The following is a 20122-nucleotide window of genomic DNA, read 5'->3' as shown; positions in this document are numbered from 1 at the left end:
CCCATTATGACGCAGCGGGAGACTACACGAGGCTTTTACACTTGAGAACGACTTGCACCTACCACTGGTCCAGCGGTACGGCCGAGGGAGACTGCCAGGATCTGGCAGCAATCTGGCCCATCTCGCGAGGTAGACGGGCCGGAGGGCGTGGGGAGAATCAGCTTGGCGGAATGGTGCCCAACAGGCCAATCAGAATGGTCAACAGCAGAAAGCCACCCAGAAACAGCGCGAGCTTGCCCATCGGAACCTCTTCAGTGTGATAGCAGGGATGAAGAGCATTGTCGGCATCAGGCTGATACGGTTACAGATTCAGGTTCGAAGAAAAAAAGCGGATCAGATGATGCGGCCCGGAGCAAAACCTGGCACCTGTGCTAGCTTCAAACGCTCCCAGACAAGGACCCCTCCATGACCGCGCTCGCCGCCAACGCTGCCCTGCTGCTGATCGACCTGCAAGTCGGCATCCACCACCCTCGCCTGGGCCGGCGCAACAATCCCGAGGCCGAATTGCGCATGGGCGAACTGCTGGCGGCATGGCGCCTGGGCGGGCGACCGGTCGTGCACGTACGGCACGTATCCCGCTCGCCCACTTCGGTGTTCTGGCCAGGCCAGGCGGGCTGCGAATTCCAGCCGGCCTTCACGCCGCTGGCCAGCGAAACCGTGTTCGACAAGCATGTGCCGGATGCCTTCGCCAACTCGGGGCTGGAGCGCTGGCTGCACAATCGCGGTATCAGCGAGCTGGTGATCGCGGGTGTGATCACCAACAATTCGGTGGAATCCACGGCGCGCTCGGCAGGCAATCTCGGTTTCACCGTGGTAGTAGCGGCAGACGCCTGCTTCACCTTCGACCAGCATGACCTGCAAGGCCGGCTCTGGCTTGCCGAGGATGTGCATGCAATGTCGTTGAGCAACCTGGCACTCGATTACGCACAGATTCTGGACAGCGCCGACCTGTGCGCCTGTATCTCAATGTGTACAAACTGAGACCGGATACACAAGAACGCTCACCGCAGCTGCAATCGACACATCCTCGATACAGCGATCGTCTTGAATGACTTGCATCCCGCAGCGCCGATGGCCAAGCCAAGGAGACGCCCCATGCAAGCTCGCCACATACCCGTCGCATCGACCGCCCCCCGTCGTTTCAGCCGTTCCATCCTGTTTGCCTGCGCCCTGCTGCCACTGGCCGTATCGGCAGGCGCCACCACGCAGGCGGGGCAAGCGCAACCTGCCGTCGAGGCAAGCGACACTTTCGGCCCGCTGAAACACATCAAGGCTGGCGTCCTCGACGTCGCCTACGTTGAGCAAGGCCCGGCCGACGGGCCGGTGGTGATCCTGCTGCACGGCTGGCCCTACGACATCCACAGTTTCCAGGACGTCGCTCCAGCCCTCGCCGCCAAGGGCTATCGGGTACTGGTGCCTTACTTGCGCGGCTACGGCGAAACGCGCTTCCTCTCGCCTGACACGCCACGCAACGGCCAACCCTCGGCGTTGGCCAGCGACGTGATCGCCTTCATGGATGCACTGCAGGTCAAGCACACGGTGCTGGCCGGCTTCGACTGGGGCGCGCGCACTGCCGATATCGTGGCGGCGCTGTGGCCCGAGCGGGTCAAGGCACTGGTCTCGGTCAGCGGTTATCTGATCAGCAGCCAGGAAGCTGCCAAGGCGCCGTTGCCGCCGAGCGCGGAGCTGGAGTGGTGGTACCAGTACTACTTCGCTACAGAGCGCGGCCAGGCCGGCTACGAGAAGAACCGCCATGATTTCGCCAAACTGATCTGGCAGACCGCATCACCCAAGTGGGGCTTCGACAGCGTCACCTTCGAGCGCAGCGCCAAGGCGCTGGACAACCCGGACCAGGTCGCCATCACCGTGCACAACTACCGCTGGCGCCTGGGCCTGGCCCAGGGCGAAACCCAGTACGACCCACTGGAAGCCAGGCTGGCCAAGCTGCCCAGCATCGGTGTGCCAACCATCACCCTCGAAGGTGACGCCAATGGCGCGCCGCACCCGCCATCCGAGGCCTACGCACAGCGGTTCACCGGCAAGTACGAGTACCGACTGATCACTGGCGGTGTTGGCCACAACCTGCCACAAGAGGCCCCGCAGGCATTCGCCAAGGCAGTTGTGGATGCCGATCACCTCTGACCGGTCCACAGAGACGAAAAACGCACGCAGCAGACAGAACGCGCAGCCATTTGCGTTGCGCGGAAACTTGTAACATCCAGTTTCATCTTGCCCACGGACAGTAGCCAGCCCAACGCACCTGATCGAGGCTACTTCCGTGTTGCAACGTCTATTCTGCTCCGTGTCCCTGCTGGCCCTGGCCATTTCCACCGCCCATGCCGCCGACGCGCTCGACGCCCCGCGCCTGGCCGGCATGGACAACTTCCGCGACATCGCCGGCACCACCAGCGCCTACACCACCAGCGACGATGGGGTGATGCGTGGCGGGGTGTTCTACCGCTCCAATGCCCTGACGCCGACGGCGGCCGACCTCGCCATCCTCAACAGCCTGGGCATCAGCGATGTCTACGACCTGCGCACCCCCAGCGAAATCGCCAGCACCCCCGACACCCTGCCAGCCGGCGCCAGCTACACCAACATCGACATCATCGGCAGCACCACGTCGGGTTCGAACATCACCAGCATGTCGTTCAGCAGCGCCGCCCAGGCGCGGGCGATGATGCAGGACACCAACCGCGCCTTCGTCAGCGATGCCGGCATGCGTGGGCAGTTCAGCGTACTGTTCAACGAACTGGCCAGCGCCGACGGTGCCGCGCTGTTCCACTGCACCGCCGGCAAGGACCGCACCGGCTGGACCGCCGCCGTGCTGCTGAGCATCGCCGGGGTCGACGACGCCACTATCATGAGCAACTACCTGGCCACCAACGACTATACCGCCGCCCGTGTGGCCGCGACGCTGGCCGCCATGCCGGCGAGTATGGCCGCGATCTACGCGCCGCTGCTCGGGGTCGAAGCCAGCTATCTGCAGGCTGGCCTGGATGAGCTCACCGCCGAATACGGGACCATGGACAATTACCTGAAACAGGGCCTGGGGCTGTCGCAGGAAACCATCTACGTGCTGCGCGGCAAGATGGTGCGCTACGGCACGCTGCCCGGCGAAGCCGGCCTGCTGGGCAACGACGCGGCGGGGGCGCAGTTGCTACGCCAACTGCAGGACACCTCGCTCTCGGGCAGCTACACCGCCTACAACTACTACCTGCAGTCGGCCATCGACGCCGGCACGCTGGGTGGCGTCGAGTCGACCGTGGGTGGCCAGGTGCATGCCGACGCCGCCAGCTTCCTGCTGCGCCAGGGGGCGATGATCGACCGTGCGGCCGCGCCCTTTGCCGATGGCAGCGACCTCAAGGTCGGCCAGTCGCGCCTGTGGAGCACCGCGCTGGCCGGCTACCTGGGTACCGATGGTTCTTCCCACGCCGCCAGCAGCAACGAGCACAGCCAGGGCCTGATGGTCGGCATGACTCAGCGCTTCTCCGAGCAGCTCAGCGCCCATGCAGGGTTCGGCTACAGCAATGGCAATGTAGGCGGCGCCGGTGGCGAGGCGGACACCGACCTGACCTTCCTCAGCCTGGGGGCGCGCTTCGCGCCGAATGGCCTGGAGCAAGGTCTGTTCATCAACGCCGATGCCAGCGCCGGCTTGCTCGACTATTCGAGCAAGCGCGAACTCGGCGGCGGCCTGGGTACGGCCAAGGGCGACAGCCACGGCACCCTGGCCGGCAGCAGCCTGGCGCTGGGCTACCGCCTGCCCACCGGCGCCATGGTGCTGGAGCCGAGCCTCGGGCTGCGGGTCAGCCGCGTTGACGTAAATGGCTTCACCGAGAAAGGCAGCGAGTTGGCCCTGCAGGTTGATGACCTGAAAGAAACCCGTCGCGCTGCTGTGGCCAACCTCAAGGCCTCCTTCGCGCCGGTCGCCATGGGCAACTGGCAGCTGGTGCCAGGTGTCGAGGTGGGTTACGAGCATGTGCTGGGCGATCATGAGGTCGACAGCGAAGGCCATCTGCTGGGGCTGGATATCGAGCAGCAGGCGGCCTTTGATAATCGTGACCAGTTCATGGGTGGCGTGAACCTGATGGCCAACCTCGGGGCGCTGAGTGTCGGTGCCGAAGTGGCAGCCATGGGTGGCGGGGACAGCCATGGGGTCAGTGGCAGCCTCAAGGCCAGTTATGCCTTCTGATGCCTGAAGGGGGGCCACTTTGTGGCCCCCGACTACCGGCGCCGAATCAAAGCCGGGCTGACACCAAAGGCTTGCTGAAAGTACTGGGCAAACCGCCCGGCATTGCTGAAACCATGGTGCAAGGCAACCTCCGCCACCGACCCGCCCTCCCCGCGCGCCAGCACCTCTCGCGCCTGCTCCAGCCGCACCTGCCGCTGATAGCCAACAATCGATGTCCCGGCAAAACGCCGAAAGCCATCCTGCAAGGCCCGCAGGCTGACATTGGCCAACCCCGCCAGCTCGCTGCCACTGACTTGCCTGGCCGGATGCTCGCGCAAATAGGCCATGGCCAGCTTCACGTGCCGCGGTGCAATCGCCGGGGCCGGCTTGCGCAATGCCTCGCTGTAGTTGTGCGGCCAGGTTTCGAGGAGCGCGTCGACCAGCATCTCCTGCAAGCGCACAGGCATCAGCAGGCCGGTGTTGATCAACTGGTCGAACTCGGTCCCGGTTGCCAGTTCGAGCAAGGCCCGGATCCCCTGAAACGCCGGGTTGCCCAGGTCGACCTGCGGCGCGAAGCGAATCGGCGCAGGCAAGGGTTGTTCGAGCAGGGTCGAAAGCCGCTCGGCGAACGCGCTGCGGCGGATCGACATACCGCACTGGGCATGCCCATCGGTGATCCTCACCGAACGGATGTCGAGCTTGTCCACTGCCAGGCCGACCTGGGCACCGCCGATCGACTCGCTGCGGTGGTCGAAGATGATCTTGCCCGCAGTAGGCAGCACAAAGGTAATTTCGTCCTGCGGCGCCGGCAGGACGATGGTGAAGTCGCCCCGATACTGCATGTGCCGCACGCTCATGCCGCCGAAACGGCCGTAGACGCCACCGATGGCGATACCTTCGCCCAGTGGCGGCATGTCGGCATACAAGTTGCCGTACAGTTGCGTGAACAAGGCGGCGAACTCGTCGCTGCGCATGTCGCTGGAACGGAGCATGAACTGCTTGCGGGTCGTGCCGGGATACACCGCTGCACACCTTGTGCCACGAAAGGGGACCGGTACACTATCAGCCGCGCATGACAGGCATGTGACGCCCTATCTTGGCCCAATCAACCTACCGATTTCAGCTGCGGCCGCCCTTCCAGGCGTTCGAGCATGGTCTCGCAGTACAGCACGCGGAACTCAATGCGTGGTCGCCCAAAAGTGGTTCCAGCGGGTCCGTGTTCAGCCGGCTGGCCTTTGCACAACTCAGCACTTCGCTGTCCTTGAGCAACTTTTGGGAAGGCCTGATTGCGACATCGGGCGCTATCAGCCCAAAACTGAAGTTGAATGCGCTGAAGGCTATCGAGTTCTCCTGAGTTTTTCCGCCTTCAAGCGCCGATACAAAGCCATTACCGGCCGCAGCATGGCCAGCCGGTCGAATATCGACAAGGCATGCAGGTCGGTGCGCGAAGGCCTTTGGTAACCGAGGCTCCAGGTGAAGTAGTAGGCCTGGATGTTCTTGTCGGTGTGGATCAGCGTGTTGAGGGCCGCGTCATAGTGCATCGGCCCGCCGTCGGGGTGCCCTGGCGGGCGCTGCAGGATCTGCGCGAGAAAGTCCCGCAGCTTGCCCACGCTCTTGCCGTTCACCGCATAGAAGTGCGACAGGTGGATGGGGCGATCGACCGGTGCCCAGCCCGGGGTATCGGAATTGCCCTCGCAGGAATGGCCCAGGTATGCAATGTCCCAGTCCATGCCTTGCAGGGACTCGACGGCCTTCTTGCCAAACGGGCCAATGTGCCGGGAAAACTGGATGTCGTCTTCCATGATGAGGATGTTGTCGACATTCAGGCGCACGGCTTCTTCCAGTATCTGCATGTGGCTCATGAAGCAGCCCCGGGCGCCGATGCTGGGGAAGCCCTCTTGGCCGGTAGGCGTCACTGCCGGGAAAAAGCCGATCTTTTGGTCATCGATGTGGAAGCCGTTGCGGGCGAACTCGGCTTCGGTTTCTTCGCGGCGGTCCGTTCTGGACGGGATATTGATGATTCGGGTCCGATCAAAAAAGTCGATCACATTCATCGTTCAGGTCCTTGGTACAGCCGATCAGAAGGCGAACAGGTGGCTGATGAACTGGCCACACAGGGCGCCAAACACCATGACGGGCAAGACCACCAGTTCACGCTTGATACTCAGCATGCCCAGCTGGTGGCTGACCTTGAAGATCAGGAACAGCGTGAAGAAGGTATGCAGGGCCACCCCCCACAGTGCGTAGGTCACCCCGCCGATGGCCAGCAGCAACGGCATCAGGGTGAACAGCGCCACCACCCGGATGATGTTGTCCATGGCCATGTACTTGGTCAGCCCCAAGGCCATCCAGATCTGTTGCGTCAGGCCGTAGCGCAAGGTGAACAGCGACAGCGACAGAATCGCCATCATGTGCCCGGCGTCCTGGTACCGGGCGTCATACAGCCAATGGATGATCAGCGGGCTGGCGGTGAACAGGAAGCCGCAGGTGAACAGGGTCAGCACATCGAAGATCAGCCTGAAGCGGAAATACAGATTGCGCAGGCGCTCCATGTCGCCGGTCCTGGCCGCCTCGCTGAAGGCCGGCAAGGCGACCGCCCCGGCCAGCCGCTGCAGGCTGAGCTGGAAGGCCGCCAGAATGCCCACGGCAATCGAATACACCCCCAGCTGCGCCACGGTCATGCTGCCGCCGAACCAGATCCGGTCGCCCTGCATGGCCAGCACGCCGACGGCGGACGACAGAAACACCCAACGGCCGTAATTGACGATCTCGCGCAGGGCTGCCGGGTCCCACTGCGGGCGGTCTTTGTGCCCCGGGAAAATCATATGGCTGAGCACTGTGGTCACCAGAGTGGAGACCAGGCCTGCTGCCACCAGCGCCCAGATGGAACGGAAGAGATAACCGATCACCAGCATCACCACCAGGCCGGCGATTTGCGAAACCAGTTCGACCAGCACCACTTTCTTCTGCTGGAAGGTGCGGATGGCCACATCTATCTTGGTTGACTGGAAGGCGAAGATGATCGCGAAAAAGCCGGTGACAGCCAGTATCCCGGGCAGCTGAGGGTCAGCGTAGGTGGAATGCATCGGCCACATTTCGAAGTGCTGGGAAATCCACGACGCCAGCGCCACCAGCTGCATCACCACAAACAGCCCCAGGCCGCGAATGATCTGCAGTGACCAGATGGTATTGAGGAACAGCGGCTCGTCGCCGCGCGGGCTTTGAATGATGTTTTGCCGCAGCCCTACATCGGACAGCAACAGCAGCAACACCGAAACCGTGGTGGCAATGGCCATGAGGCCGAACATTTCCGGCAGCAGCAAACGGGTGATAATCAGGTTGCCACCCAATCGGATGACCTGGGAGGCGACGATGGAGCCGATATTCAGTGCCCCAGCCAACAACACGCGTTTGCGAAGACTTTGCGAGGACGACAGATCGATCGTAGACATGGCACCCACAGTCCCTGTTTTTATGACGTTACTATAGTCTCAATCTGCCATGTTGCTATGGCGCCAATGATCATCCCCACGGATGGCCGCACCCTGCCCGGCATGGCCCGGCGTTACGGTAGTTACTGCGCTTTCAGGTAGCGCCTTGTATGCTTGCCTGCAGCCAGGAATGGCTATATGCCATGGCTTTCAACGATTGATCGCCAGCGTCGGAATTCGGATTTCCATCAGGTACTACCGTGAAGCGTGACATTCAACTCGTCGTTCTGCTGCTATCAGTCATTGGTTGCTCCCTCGCTTCGCTGACGCTCTGGAAAGTCATGGCTTCCCGCGAACGCGCCCTTGCAGAAGTCGACATCCATGGCCTGAACCTGACCCAAGCCCTGTCCACCTACTCCGAGGGGATTGTCCGGCAAAGCTCCATGATCCTGCTCGGGCTGGTCGAACGCCTTGAAACCGAAGGCAGCGGGCCACGGCAGATCGAACGCCTCAGCCAGCTTGTCAGCAGGCAGCAACCGCTGATGCCGCAGTTGAGCGGGATCACCGTATACGACAGGGACGGGCGCTGGCTGATGTCCTCCAACCGCCCCATCCCGGCCGGTGCCAACAGCAGCGACCGGGCGTACTTCATCCACCACCGTGACGACCCTTCCCGCGAGCCCTTCATAGGGCTGCCCATACGCAGCCGCGCTACTCAGGAATGGGTCATCACCATCAGCCGCCGCTTCGACGACGTCACCGGGCAATTCGCCGGTGTGGTGGCCGTGACCTTGGGCGTGGAGAATTTCCTGCGCCTGTTCGGCCAGATCGACCTCGGCCACGACGGGGCCATCGGGCTGTCCTACACCGATGGCTCGCTGCTGGTGCGTTACCCGTTTCGCGAGCAGGACATGGGGCGCAATTTTTCCAGCTCGCCCATTTATGCCAAGTACCTGATCGACAAGTCGGTGGGTACCGCTTCGTTCACGTCAAGCCTGGATGGCGTCGAACGCCTGTATGCGTTTCGCAAGAGCGACCAGCTTCCTCTGGTGACCACTGTCGCCCTGGGCAAGCGTGAGGCACTGGCGGCCTGGCAGCTGGAAGCGCAACTGTCGGCGCTGGTGGTGAGCGGCCTGCTACTGCTGATCGGCAGTATCGGCTGGCTGTTGATCGGCGCCATGCGTCGTCGCAGCCTGGCAGAAGGTGAACTGCGGGTGACCCAGCAGCAACTGCTCGACAGCAACCAGCAACTGGAGCGCCTGGCGATGCACGATGCGCTGACCGGGCTTGCCAACCGGCGCCGCTTCAACGAGACCCTGGCCCAGGAGGTCGGCAGGGCCAGGCGTAGTGGCAGGCCCCTAGCGCTGCTGATGATCGACATCGATCACTTCAAGCGTTACAACGACAGCCACGGCCACCTGGCCGGTGACGCCTGCCTGCAGCAAGTGGCCCAGCGCCTTGCGGGCTGCACGCGCCGGCCACCCGACTTGCTGGCGCGCTACGGCGGCGAGGAGCTGGCAGCGATCCTGCCGGATACCGACTGCGCAGGCGCGGCCAGGGTAGCCCAGGCGATGCTCGACTGCCTGGCCCTGGAACCGCTTGCCCACGCTGACAGTCCTTTTGAAAAGGTGACCGTAAGCATCGGCGTCGCCAGTGCCCGTGGCTGCGACCTGGACAACAGCGAGGCGCTGCTGGCACGCGCCGACCAAGCACTGTACGTCGCCAAGGAAGCGGGTCGCAACCGCCTGCATATCGGCTGAAAACGACGCGCGCGGCAACTGCTTAAACCGCGGACGCCCCCGGCGACACAGGCTCTTCTGTACCACCGCTCGCCTGCGGATCAGCGCCAGGCTCCAGCGCAGCCAAGGTCAACTCCTCCATCAATTGACGCTGTGCAGCCTGGCGCGCATCCCGCACCCGGTTCATCTCCGTCAGCCGTTCACCGTCCGGAACAGCCTGCTCGTCCATCAGCACATTCAACTGCTCATGAAAAGGCGCATCGACGGCTTCAAATCGCGCCCCATAGGTTCGCTGCAAATGGTCCTGCCAAAAACCACGTTCGACAAGGGATGCAGCAACTGTGGCGGAAGTTTCAGCCTCCCGAACACGCGCCAGTGCATCGGCCACACCCGCCTCGTCTACCCGAGCAGACTCTCTGAACAGCATGCCGCCGGGCTGCGCAGGCAAGTCGAGCGCATCACGCAGGGACACTCGATAGGCCAGCCCGACCTCGACCTCATCAGGATCTGCCCCATCCTTTCGCCGGGCCTGTATCTCCTCAAGTGCAATGCGGTTTACCTCATCCAGCCGCCACAACTGTCGCCCCAGGTGCAACAAACCCTCTTCTCGATCTTCAGCACCGCGCTGCGTTTGCCACACCAACATGCGCAGCTCCAAGTTGCTGAAGGTAAGCGCTGCACCATCCTGGCAATTGGTTTCGTCTACCTCGTTGAATAACTCCTCCCGCAAGCTGGAGTACTCCGACATGGCCACAATCATCGAGTACACGCGATCTGCCAACGCCTGAGGACTCTGATGAAAATCGGCCGAACGCAGCAGGAGTGTGAGCATGGAGAAAAACTCGCCTGACCGAGGGGCGCTCTGGAGATTGTCCCAATGCAAAGAGAACTCTCCTCTATGTGTACTCTGGCAGGCATCCAACCAACGCCGACGGGAGTGCCCTACGTCATCGACAACCACCTCTTCACGTAACGTTCCCACGCCTTCCAAGGATGCTCGCAAGCGCGAGATCTCCATCTCGGTCAGTGGATTACCGCGTACCAGAATGCTACGGCGGATCCACCCGGGCGCTCGATAGAAATGCTCAGGCAAGCGATCAATCTGGTTGTCACGCAAATCAGCCAAAAGCAAATCCGGTCGATCCGTCAGAGCATTAGGCAGTTGGTTGATCCCCGTACTGCGCATATGTAATCGTCGTAGCCGGCCAAGCCCGGCCAGCGAGAACACCCGCCCAAGGGGATTGAACGAAAGGTTGATGTACTCCAGTGATTCACAACAGGCCAGTATGGTTGCCTGAGCAGGCGTCATCACAATCTGGTTACCAAAGAGGTCCAGACTCTGCAATGATCTGATTTGCATCAGCTGCAATGGCAATTGTGTGAGTCGATTCCCTGGAAGCTCTAATGTTCTCAGGTTCGGAAACGCCCGTATGAACTGCTCCGGCAGCGCTGTGAGCCCCACTTCAAAAACCGCCATCTCGGTGACATGGCCAAAGCTGACCTGTGAGGGCAGTTCAGGCAGCGCCGGGAGTGATAGATTGAAGATGGCCCAACGATAACTGTGGGTCTGCCCAGTGGCTGGTCCTGGGTAAGTGAGTCGTCGCCGCCAGCAATTGACCAACGACTCACGAAACTCTCGCCGCACGCTGCGCTCCCCTCCCATCGGAGCACGCATCTGCCATTGATGAAGACTGGTTCCGAGTGCCTCCAGTTCCTGCCCCAACCTTTGCAGCTCCGATTCCAGGTTCAGCCCTGCTGCCTGTACATCGCTAATCCAAGTAAGGGACTGCTCATCAGAGAATGATGGATAGAGAGAACGAATAATGGCGAACAGTGCTTGCGGTCGTCTTCTAACTGGCGCGCCCCCCTCGCCCCGCCCACTCAACGGGTAACCAATACGCCCGTCTTGTATACGTTGGGGCGGCGTAAACCATACTCCGTCGCCTTGGCGCCGCCCAAACAGCGCCTGGACTTGCGCACGTCGAACGTTAGCAAGCCGAGCCAGTAGCACCCGCAGGTTATGAGCAATCGGATCGCCCACTCCCAAAGATTGCCGCAGCCCTTCGTCGTAGGCTGAGGCCATGATGTCAAACAGTTCCCCTGGAGCCCCCACGGCAGTGCCTTGATCATCAAGCAACTGAAAGCGCCCATCCCGATGCAAGAGCCCGCGTTGTCGAGTGCCAGACTCGCTATCCAGCAACTTAATGTTTGCGTCACTCCCAGCCTCAAGTAGCCGCCAACGAATGCCGGTGGAGGCATTCGGTAGATACTTGCTCATTGCCACTGCAGCTCTTGCAGTGTCCGCATTCTGCGGGGAATCGATCACCAACGATTCATAGGCCCTCGCCGTGCGAATCCGCTGCACACAGTTGCGGGCAGCCTCTGACAAACTCAATGAAATGCGTTTGTCGACTTCCAGTAGACGACGATCCGTCACACTGGCAGCGCTTATCAAGCCTCTCGCCGCTGGCCCATGCAAACTGGTGAATACCCGGCGAAGCTGCGCCACACCGGATGAGTCGGTTTCCTGCATGCTTTCGTACAGTCGCTGGAACAGCTCACGCCTTCGAGGCGAGATTTGATTGGCCAAGTCGGCACTGACGCTTGTACTGTTCCCCAGCAGGCTGCGGGCATGCTCAAGCACAAGCTGATCCGTTACAGCTTTGCCTGAACGAAGATCGCCAATGACATTGCGAATACGTTGATCAAGCTTGACGCGTAGCACCGTGTCCATCACTTCGGGATCAAGTGCCCGACCGTACACATGAAGTCCACGCAGATGCTCTGCATCCAACGCATGAGCCGCCAGAACCTGGTCGATCTGCTCTTCATCCAACCCTTGGGCATCCTCGCCAAAACGGCGGAACAAGGTGTGAAGGTCATCCCATTGGGCAGGCTGTTCGCTCCACAAACGCCAGGCACCTGCGCCGTTGTGGCATAGCAACGGTGCGTGACCCTCCCGAGCCAACAGCCGCCACGCCCCCGTTGTCACTCGTTGCTCTACTGCGTAGTAGCCTCCGTCAATCTCCACCCACGCGAACGTACCCAGGCGATGAATGCCCTGGGCGTCCCGAACGGCCCCTGGCGCTGGCCCGGCCAATCTATAAGGCAAGAGGTCCTGGTTCCACAGTTTGACCGTGCCATCTTCAAGGTGAGCAGGCACCAGCTCATCGACCACTGTGGCGCCATGCCATAAACGTCGGGTCAAAAGCAAACCCGCCGATGTCACTGTCATCGCCGCGACATCGCCCCCCACATTGAGCAAGTGACCGAGTGCTTCATTGTCGTCACCCTCACGCCAGGCATCGATGCCATGGTAAACCTCGCCCAATAGCCTCCATGCCGTGATGGCAAGCAAGCCGAGGCCAATGGCAGGTACAAACAGGCCTGCCAGGTTCAGCAGCGTCCATCCCTCGGCCGCCAGTCGCCGGTTATGCGCGACTTCGACCGCCCGGTCCAGCTTGGCCACCGGCACGGCGATCATGGCTGCATCATCTTTGATCTGTGCTATACGCGCTGTCGCCAGTGTATTGAACAGCGGCAACCCATACGGCTCGACCTCTTCATTGAGTTCGTAATTGGCGGTCGAGACCAGATCGGCATAGGCTGGAATGATTTCACCGAAGAAGGCCTGGCTATCGCGCCGTCGTACAAAGCGAGTGAAGAACTTTTGGTAACTCGGCTCGCGCAAGCGCCGGCCCAGCGCATTTGCGAATTTGCGCAGACTCTCGAATGCACACCAAGCGCCATGTTCATCACCCGGAATGTGCACGAGTACCCGCTTGATGGTGTTGCGAATGATGCCTTCGTCCATGACCGCGAGCACGACGATCTGCTGCATCGTATGGCCCAACAGTTGAAGACGGTTAGCGACTACAGGATCGCCATTCAACCTACCCAAGGCATTGTCGTTGCAAAGTCCCGCGATCAATTGCAGTTCCGCCTGAGTCAGCACACCTGTGAGCTTGGCCTCATAGGCATCCACCAGCAGCGCATCACGATGGGCATCAGCCAACAGGCGAGGCGTGCCCGATGCCTGATCGAAACCGGACGTGGGCTGCAATGCTTCGTCCAGATGCTGTTGATACTGCGCGCCTAGGTCCAACTCTCGACAGAACCGCGCAAACTGGTCCGCACTGGGTGGCGTTACCCTGCCCTGCCGAGGATTCAACAAACGGTTTCCCCTGGGTTGCGCGCCGTCCAGGGTTCTGTCCGAAGCAGTCTCTGCCTCAGTGAAATTGCGCAAGGCCGCCTCCAGCAGCGGCATCGGCTCGTACTTCACTTCGGTGAGGTGCGCGCCCACGGGTAGCGCATTGATCACGACCTCCCGATTGCCAACCAGCATCTGCCAACGTCGAACGTTGTACGCATGGCCGAACTTCGCCTGCATTTGCGAGGCCAGGATCGGCGTTGCGAATGCGTCGATGCCCTCAATCTGCGCCAGGACCCTCGACAGGTGGCGGCGAGTGTCCAGGCTTCGGCGCATTGCTGCGCGAAGCTGTTGCAGTTCTTCCGTGGTAGCAGCTTTCAGCCAGGCGGGGAGGCGCTTGGCAATGATGCTGTCCTGATAGGCTTGCGCCAATGCGAGCGCGTCGGGAACGGTGGATGCTCGATCTGTCTGCATGACAATACCCAATGGGATGATTGAGCAATCAACCTATCGGAGCACGCTGTCGAGGGGGTGTATACAGTTAACACCCGCGCTTGAGCCCCTGCTCGGGGGAGAAATGGTGTCTGCCTTTGGCCTGTGTCCTCATTTCTACCTATTGCCAGAAAGCCAGGCACTCGTGCAAAAGGCAGTGGAATCCCACCGACCTCGTCTGCACGAGACAAACATACCGCTGATCTGGGACGCAAGGTCTTTGCCAAGGCATCGGAGACATGGCCCTAGGCTCTTGCGCTGGGCCTTGGTCACGGGTGGGTTCAACCCATGCACCACGAGGCATCCAATAGCAGCCTGACGCTGCTGCGCCCGCACGTCAGCGTGTCCATCAACGAGTTGTATCAGTGGCCGCCAATGTCATGTGGCTGGCCGAACGTCCGCATCTTGCCGCACTGCGCGAGGCCAGCGTCAATGACACTCACGTGCCTTGTGGACCTTCGTGCTGTACTTAAATTTCGTGGCTGCTGATGGGTTCAGGCAGACTGCGCTGAAACGAAAAAAGACGCCGAAGCGTCTATTTTCAAGTATCTACAGACTTCCATGGAACTCTGTAGATCTATATTTGGAGCGGGAAACGAGACTCGCATCTGGCTTCCGAGCCGTTGAAATCAAAGGGCTTTCAGCGTTCCCTGAAACAGGGATAGCCTTGATTCTGGACTCATTTTTAGAGATAGGCAAGTGAGCGGGCATGCACATGGTCAGACAGCGCAGTCGCTTCGGCGCCGACTGATCACCAGCACTTCTCGGCCGCTCAATCCACCCTCCCCGTTGGTCAGCAGGAGGTTTGACCGAAAACCATGCACGGTGATGACGAAGAGGATGGCATCAAAAATCGCTTTGAACGGGTTCTATAGCAGAAAAGTCAAAATGTTATTTGTTCGAAGATCACTTGTTCGACGATGAAGAGGAGCGTGTATTTTTCTTTACTCGAGTAGGATGATAAGTTGCTTTCCATTATTGGCAAGCAAGATACCTGCGGTAAGGTCTACAGATCGGGCTGGATGTTAGCTCATCCGCCCGATTGACCGGCCACCAATGCAGAATTCTACCAGCCATTCAGCTGGTAATTTCAACGCTTGCCCCCTACGCGTGCCCCAGGCCGGTGCAACGGGGAGTGGATATCACCCTTCACCTTGGTCGAGCGTGCCGAGGAAATAGTGCGGAAAGGCTGCCGGCCTGCCACTGACTTCAAGTGGCATCCTGTAAGCAAGGAAGTGAGGAATATCCATAACCAGGGACCTCAATTGATATCAGCTGAAAGCTGCAAACAACATCTGGCAGGCTGCGGAGCAGAGCTTATGAAATTTTACCGGCTAAATTCGATAATTCATATGCGGGTATTCAAATAGAAATTTTGGCTAAAGAAATTTTCAAACAAAAAACTCTATAAACCTACAAATGTAGAACTCCACATACAGATCAATGCTGATTGGAGCAAACCGCTTTACGCAAAAGCACAAACCATGCGCACGCTTGTACCTTTGTACATTCCATTGACACTCACCCAATGATTCAGATCAAACCAGCCACCGATATAACAACACTAACTCTCACGCTCAATTAGCGTCGACCCGTTACCGGAGGAACCATATCCACCGTAAATTTACTCATCATTCTTTGCATTGAAGTTGTGCGGTGGCTTGACTACAAACCTACCGACAACCTGACCCTGCAGTACTACTACGGGAGCCTCGAAGACTTCTACAAACAGCACTTCCTGGGCCTGAAGCACGACCTCAAGCTTGGTGAAGGCACCCTGCGTACTGACCTGCGCCACTTCGACAATCACTCCGACGGCGCCAATGGCCACGACAGCGACTACTACACCGTGGGCTATTACGGAAATGGCGTGACCAAGGGCAAGGTCGACAGCCGCCTGTCCAGCGCCCAGTTTTCCTATCTGATCAAGGGCCACATGTTCGCTGCGGGCTACCAGGTGGTCAGCGGTAAAAGCGATGCGGTATGGCTGAACCAGGGCGATGGTTCCACCGCCTATTTCATGACCGAGTCGATGATCGGGAAATTCCAACGTGCCGGCGAACGCACCTGGCAAGTACGTTACGGCTATGACTTCGCTAACGTCGGTATACCGGGCCTGACCTTCGTCGGCATGTACGAAAGCGGTTCCAACATCAAGGCGGTCGATGGCGACAAGCAGGAATGGGAACGCAACGTCACCCTTGCCTACACCGTGCAATCGGGCCCTGCGAAAGACCTGAACATACAGCTTCGCCATGCACAGCTGCGTTCAACCGTCGGCAACCAGCGCGATGCCGACGAGCACCGGATATGATCAACTATCCGATCAATATCTTGTAACGCCATGATCGTAGCGGCTGACCACGCCCCCGCCATTCTCCGCCCTGGAAGTGGGACAGCCTCTGACCGGGGGCTTAGAGACCGAGGTAGGCGCCAGCCGCACGAAAAAAGCTCTTGGCTCTATCTACATACGGGGCGCTCTCCCCCATCAACTGGTGGCTTTGCCAATCTCAGTCGGTGCCCATATGGTGTCTTGACCAAGCTTGGTAAGGCCAGTTACAGGACGGCGAGCGCTGTCTCTAATAATCAGATTTCCGGGCAATACCTGCTGAATGGATGGCGTAGTGCTCTCTTCCAGTTGCGCCCTGATGATGCCTATGGCTTGCTCCACAAGCTGGTCTATGGGCTGCACATAGGTCGTCAAACCGACCAATGGCCAGCCGGCAATATCGATATTGTCAAATCCAACTACCGAAACATCCTTACCAGGGACAAGGCCTAACTCCTTCGTAATGACGTTCAGGGCAGCAATGGCCATTAGGTCGTTGGCGCAAAAAATGCCATCAGGAGGAGATTGCCGTGACATCAACAATCGCGTTGATGCCATCGCATCGGCAAAGTTGTAGTTACCTACCTCACGTAATGGCGCAGGGTAACCATGCTGGGCAAGCCGGCTAGTAAAGCTGCGTTCCCGATCCCGGCTGGTCGATGAATGTTCATTACCTGCCATGAACGCTAGATGCTTGTGCTGCGTAGAGACGAAGAAATCCGCAATGACCTCCCCTCCCTTGGCATTGTCACTCGTCACGCTCGAGACGGTATCACTGTCATTTTTCCGGTTGAGCAATACCACGGGGAGCCCCGTCTGCTTGCACTCCTGCGCAAAATGCGACGAAAGAGAGGACGAGACTAGAATCAACGCCTCCACCCGATGCCGCAAGACCTCCTCCAAAATGGGGTCCGAGTTCTCATTTGTACTTGTCGAGAACAGCAGCACCCGATAGCCGGTTTCTTCAAATGCCTTGGATAGAGCCTCCAGCACGGCGGAATAGAAAGGGTTCACCATGCTAGGAATTACCACGCCAACAAGGCTTGAGCGACGGGTGATCAACGATCGAGCGACGAAATTAGGACGGTAGCCTAGTGCCGCTGCGGCGGCTTCGACCTTCTCTCGTGTCTTGGGCGCCACGCTGGCGCCCTTTGTGTAAGTGCGTGAAACAGCAGACTGCGAAACCCCTGCGAGCCTAGCTACGTCGTGAGCTGTGACGGGGCGACGAACAGATTCAGCCATGGTCATTAAGGCCTTGCACAGAACGAAAAAAATCATCCTACCCACCCTACCCCATAACGGCGCTGTCATTACCCTGCTAGCGGTGACGGGCCTGACCCACCGAGAAGCATATAAGTTCATATTTGGCATTACAGGGTTCAAAATTTTAGGCGCATTCTTTGCCATTGCCCTGTATTATATTTTCGGCATCATTTAATCACCCGTCATTTCCAGTGCCTGCCCAATTTAAGCGCCTCGAAGAAACTAGTATTCGAGACCCAGGGGACACAAAGGCAATAAATAACCATTATCGACCCAACGATAAAACATGCGATTATGAGCTAACTACGGGGAACACAAGCCCTTGTCAGAGGCCCATGGCGCGCCAAAGAAAAGGTCAACGATATGATGAATGTGTATTTAATAAGGGCTGCTCATGGCATATCCCATACGACAACGAAAAGGCGCCCTTCCGAAAACTGGCGAGGCTATAGATCAGATGATCTATTCAATCTTTGGCCATTAGAATCTCGATGAACACATTGGCGGGTCGGCTCAATTCGACTTCTCGTCGCGTCACCACTTCGTAAGGCTCGCTACGCGCCATGAGCTGCAACGGCAAGCGTACCAGCATGCCGTGATCCACTGCCACCTTGGCGACATCCCAGGGCATGACGGCGAGCAAATCGGCATCTTGCTGCAACATCGACAACGTGGTGAACGTTGACGAGGTTTCTATAGGGTATTGTGGAAAGCTCAATCCGGCCTCTCGAAACTCGCGCTCAAGCGTCAGGCGCATGGGCATGTTCACGGGGAACACGATCCAGCGCGACTCAGTCAGTTGCGCCAAGTTCAGCGATTCGCGGCCAGCCAAAGGATGTGCTGGATTGGCCACCAGCACGAGTTGCTCCTGATGCTTGACCCGGCTCTCGTATGCCCCTGGCCGTGGGCTGACACTGGTCCGGCAGATCACCACGTCCAGGCGACCCTGATCGAGCAGATTAAGCAGGCGATCGCTTGTGTCTTCGACCACCGATACCGACAGATCCGGCTGACACTCGCGCAAACGCGCCAAGCCGTCCACCAGGATCGGCACCGCCCCCATGATGGTACCCACCGACAAGCGCCCGCCATGGCCTTGGAGGATGCCGAGCATCTCTTCGCGCAGGTGCGCCAGGTCATTGCTGATCAAGCGCGCATAACGCACCACGCAACGCCCCAGGTCATTGGCCTCAAGGCCTTTGCTGGTGCGTTCGAAAAGCACCGCGCCCAAGGTTGACTCGATCTCGTTGAGGGCTTTGGTAGCGCCGGGTTGGGTAATCGACATTGCCTCAGCCGCTTTATGGACCGAGCCCAGCTCATCGAGGCTGATCAGTAAGCGCAATTGGCGCAGGCGAAGGCGTGAAGCGATGGAGCTCAACGATGGCAGCATAGGGGATCACTAAAAGTTATCACAGTGTCAGCAGCTCTCATTAGGCAGCAATCCCGAGGAAATTTAAAGTGGCCATCAACCATTTCCCTAGAAGAACAAACAGGAGCCAGCATGCGCCTGATCCAATTTGAAACCGCACACGCCCAGCGCCATGTCGGCGTGGTCGAAGGCGACCTGATCCAGATCGTCCGTAACACGGCGTCCATGCGTGAACTGGCCCTGGCGGCTATTCGCAATCAGCGTAGCCTGGGCGCGGAAGTGCTCGAGCGTGGCCTTGACAACAGCAACGAGCGCTATGCCCAGGCCTTGGACGAGTGCCGGGTATTGCCCCCGCTGGACCACGAAGACCCTGCTCACTGCCTGGTCAGCGGCACCGGCCTGACCCACCTCGGCAGCGCCTCGACCCGCGACAAGATGCATCAGCAGAAAATCGACGATGCCGCCGCCCTTACCGACACCGCGCGGATCTTCCAGTGGGGTATCGAAGGTGGCCGCCCTGCCCCAGGCACCGCCGGCGTACAGCCGGAATGGTTCTACAAGGGGGACGGTTCGATCGTGATCCGCCCGGGCCAGCCATTCCAGACCCCGGCCTTCGCCGAAGACGCCGGTGAAGAACCGGAGCTCGCCGGCCTCTATGTGATCGCCGATGATGGCCAGCCCTACCGCCTGGGCTTTGCCATCGGCAACGAGTTTTCCGATCATGTGATGGAACGGCGCAATTACCTGTACCTGGCGCACTCCAAGCTACGCAATTGCTCGTTCGGCCCGGAACTGCGGGTGGGCGAATTGCCCCGTCACCTGGATGGCATCAGCCGGATCCGTCGGGACGGCCAGGTGATCTGGGAGAAAGCGTTCCTCAGCGGCGAGGACAACATGTGCCACTCGCTGGAAAACCTCGAATACCACCACTTCAAGTACGCCCAGTTCCTGCGCCCAGGCGATGTACACATTCACTTCTTCGGCACCGCAACCCTGTCGTTCGCCGACCAGGTCAAGACCGCCGAAGGCGATGTGTTCGAGATCAGTCTGCCGGAATTCGGCGCCCCGCTGCGCAATGGCATTGCCGTAACGCCATCGGCCATCTCACCCGGAGAGGTGAAAGCACTCTGACCTGTCGGCGGCGCAGGGCCGCGCCGCCGCGGCATTTCATAACAATC

Annotated in this window: 12 protein-coding genes and 2 pseudogenes; 8 read left to right on the top strand and 6 right to left on the bottom strand. The window is 59.6% G+C overall.

Annotated features, from left to right (window positions below):
* The first annotated feature begins 405 nt into the window (after positions 1 to 405).
* The 3 genes from ACOKS3_RS10785 to ACOKS3_RS10775 all read left to right on the top strand — a co-directional run bounded on the left by ACOKS3_RS10785 (position 406) and on the right by ACOKS3_RS10775 (position 4192).
* Positions 406 to 981, top strand: a complete 576-nt coding sequence (locus tag ACOKS3_RS10785; protein ID WP_103446739.1) for a cysteine hydrolase family protein — start codon at positions 406 to 408, stop codon at positions 979 to 981.
* A gap of 114 nt (positions 982 to 1095) precedes the next feature.
* Complete coding sequence (locus ACOKS3_RS10780) at positions 1096 to 2142, top strand: alpha/beta fold hydrolase (protein WP_463581482.1); 1047 nt, start codon at positions 1096 to 1098, stop codon at positions 2140 to 2142.
* Between the two features lie 136 nt (positions 2143 to 2278).
* Entirely contained in the window at positions 2279 to 4192 is a 1914-nt protein-coding gene (locus ACOKS3_RS10775) for a tyrosine-protein phosphatase (RefSeq protein WP_422763817.1), read from the top strand.
* 32 nt (positions 4193 to 4224) lie between these two features.
* Here ACOKS3_RS10775 and ACOKS3_RS10770 read toward each other — a convergent pair whose 3' ends face one another.
* Positions 4225 to 5163, bottom strand: coding sequence for a helix-turn-helix transcriptional regulator (locus tag ACOKS3_RS10770; RefSeq protein ID WP_374755298.1), 939 nt, complete (start codon positions 5161 to 5163; stop codon positions 4225 to 4227).
* Between the two features lie 104 nt (positions 5164 to 5267).
* Here ACOKS3_RS10770 and ACOKS3_RS10765 point away from each other — a divergent pair, with 104 nt between their 5' ends.
* Positions 5268 to 5525 (top strand): hypothetical protein, encoded by a 258-nt coding sequence (locus ACOKS3_RS10765; RefSeq protein ID WP_422763818.1) that lies wholly within the window; start codon positions 5268 to 5270, stop codon positions 5523 to 5525.
* Here ACOKS3_RS10765 and ACOKS3_RS10760 read toward each other — a convergent pair.
* Both ACOKS3_RS10760 and ACOKS3_RS10755 read right to left on the bottom strand, forming a co-directional pair.
* Entirely contained in the window at positions 5509 to 6225 is a 717-nt protein-coding gene (locus ACOKS3_RS10760; RefSeq protein WP_422763819.1) for a glycosyltransferase family 25 protein, read from the bottom strand. The genes ACOKS3_RS10765 and ACOKS3_RS10760 overlap by 17 nt on opposite strands.
* A gap of 24 nt (positions 6226 to 6249) precedes the next feature.
* A complete protein-coding gene (locus tag ACOKS3_RS10755; RefSeq protein ID WP_422763820.1) occupies positions 6250 to 7623 on the bottom strand; it encodes an oligosaccharide flippase family protein in 1374 nt (457 codons plus the stop codon).
* A 239-nt stretch (positions 7624 to 7862) separates the two neighbouring features.
* Between ACOKS3_RS10755 and ACOKS3_RS10750 the strand changes: the two genes are divergently transcribed.
* Positions 7863 to 9362: a sensor domain-containing diguanylate cyclase gene (locus tag ACOKS3_RS10750; protein ID WP_103446734.1), complete on the top strand. Its 1500-nt coding sequence runs from the start codon at positions 7863 to 7865 to the stop codon at positions 9360 to 9362.
* Between the two features lie 22 nt (positions 9363 to 9384).
* Here the strand turns inward: ACOKS3_RS10750 and ACOKS3_RS10745 are convergent, their stop codons facing one another.
* Entirely contained in the window at positions 9385 to 13965 is a 4581-nt protein-coding gene (locus ACOKS3_RS10745) for an NEL-type E3 ubiquitin ligase domain-containing protein (protein WP_422763821.1), read from the bottom strand.
* 1678 nt (positions 13966 to 15643) lie between these two features.
* Between ACOKS3_RS10745 and ACOKS3_RS10740 the strand changes: the two are divergent.
* Positions 15644 to 16323 (top strand): annotated as a pseudogene (locus ACOKS3_RS10740) (OprD family outer membrane porin); the annotation flags it as partial.
* A 148-nt stretch (positions 16324 to 16471) separates the two neighbouring features.
* Here ACOKS3_RS10740 and ACOKS3_RS10735 read toward each other — a convergent pair.
* The gene (locus ACOKS3_RS10735) at positions 16472 to 17554 is read right to left on the bottom strand and encodes a LacI family DNA-binding transcriptional regulator (protein ID WP_075045727.1); all 1083 of its coding nucleotides are present in this window, start codon (positions 17552 to 17554) and stop codon (positions 16472 to 16474) included.
* Between the two features lie 4 nt (positions 17555 to 17558).
* Here ACOKS3_RS10735 and ACOKS3_RS10730 point away from each other — a divergent pair.
* Positions 17559 to 17750: pseudogene (locus tag ACOKS3_RS10730) on the top strand (GntP family permease); the annotation flags it as partial.
* A 291-nt stretch (positions 17751 to 18041) separates the two neighbouring features.
* Here ACOKS3_RS10730 and ACOKS3_RS10725 read toward each other — a convergent pair.
* Positions 18042 to 18965, bottom strand: coding sequence for a LysR family transcriptional regulator (locus ACOKS3_RS10725; RefSeq protein WP_075045729.1), 924 nt, complete (start codon positions 18963 to 18965; stop codon positions 18042 to 18044).
* 111 nt (positions 18966 to 19076) lie between these two features.
* Here ACOKS3_RS10725 and araD1 point away from each other — a divergent pair, with 111 nt between their 5' ends.
* On the top strand, positions 19077 to 20075 hold the full coding sequence (araD1, locus tag ACOKS3_RS10720; protein WP_075045730.1) for an AraD1 family protein: 999 nt from the start codon (positions 19077 to 19079) through the stop codon (positions 20073 to 20075).
* The last annotated feature ends 47 nt before the right edge of the window (positions 20076 to 20122 follow it).

Origin of the sequence: Pseudomonas sp. HS6-2, from assembly GCF_049325675.2 — a bacterium.
Classification (GTDB): Bacteria; Pseudomonadota; Gammaproteobacteria; order Pseudomonadales; family Pseudomonadaceae; genus Aquipseudomonas; species Aquipseudomonas putida_N.
Note: the sequence above shows the minus strand (reverse complement) of the source record. Positions and strands in the feature narration are given on the sequence as shown.